Source organism: Mycobacterium sp. E735, assembly GCF_001666955.1.
In the GTDB taxonomy this organism is placed as follows: domain Bacteria; phylum Actinomycetota; class Actinomycetes; order Mycobacteriales; family Mycobacteriaceae; genus Mycobacterium.
On sequence record NZ_LZIX01000215.1, the window covers coordinates 1 to 927 of the forward strand.

The 927-nt window shown below is 74.3% G+C and carries 1 protein-coding gene; it reads left to right on the forward strand.

All coding sequences use genetic code 11. From position 1 onward, the window contains the following. Positions 1–927, forward strand: a 927-nt coding sequence (locus A5704_RS17110; RefSeq protein WP_156736194.1) for an acyltransferase domain-containing protein, incomplete at both ends; no start/stop codon positions are given.

Below are 927 nucleotides of genomic sequence, written 5' to 3' on the forward strand. Positions count from 1 at the left end.
CCCCGGCCAGGGCTCCCAGCGGCTCGGGATGGGACGGGAGCTGTACCAACGCTTTCCGGCCTTCGCCCAGGCCTTCGACGAGGCCGTGGCGGCGGTGGACGGCCACGCTCGGCTGCCGCTGCGTGACGTGATGTGGGGCGCCGACCCGGACCTGCTGGAGAGCACGGAGTTCGCCCAGCCCGCGTTGTTCGTGCTCGAGGTCGCCCTGGCGGCGCTGTGGCGGTCCTGGGGGGTGATCCCCGACGTGGTGATCGGCCACTCGGTGGGGGAGATCGCGGCGGCCTGTGTGGCGGGGGTGCTGTCGTTGCCGGACGCGGCGCGGGTGGTGGCGGCCCGTGGGCGGTTGATGGCGGCGCTGCCGGCCGGCGGGGTAATGGTGGCGGTGAGCGCCACCGAGGCCGAGGTGGCGCCGCTTCTCAACGGCGACGTGAGCCTCGCGGCGGTCAACGGCCCCGACGCGGTGGTGCTCTCGGGTGAGCGGACCGCGGTGACGACGGTGGCGGATCGGCTGGCGGACTGCGGCCGGCGGGTGCGGCAGTTGGCCGTCTCGCACGCGTTCCATTCGCCGTTGATGGAGCCGATGATCGAGGAGTTCGCCGCGGTGGTGGCCGGGGTGTCGCCCGGCGCGCCGCGAATTGACCTGGTGTCCAACGTGACCGGGCAATTGGCCGGCCCCGGATACGGGTCCGCCGACTACTGGGTCGAGCACGTGCGCCGGCCGGTGCGGTTCGTCGACGGCGTGCGGGTGGCCGAATCGCTGGGCGGTGCCGCCTTCGTGGAGGTGGGCCCGGGCGCGGCGCTGACGGCCGCGGTGGAGCGGTCCCTGGCGAGTGAGCCGGCCGTGGCGGCGGTGTCGATGGCCAAGGACCGTCCCGAAGTCGATTCGCTGCTGCTGGCGGCCGGCCAGCTGTTCGTCTCCGGCGCCGG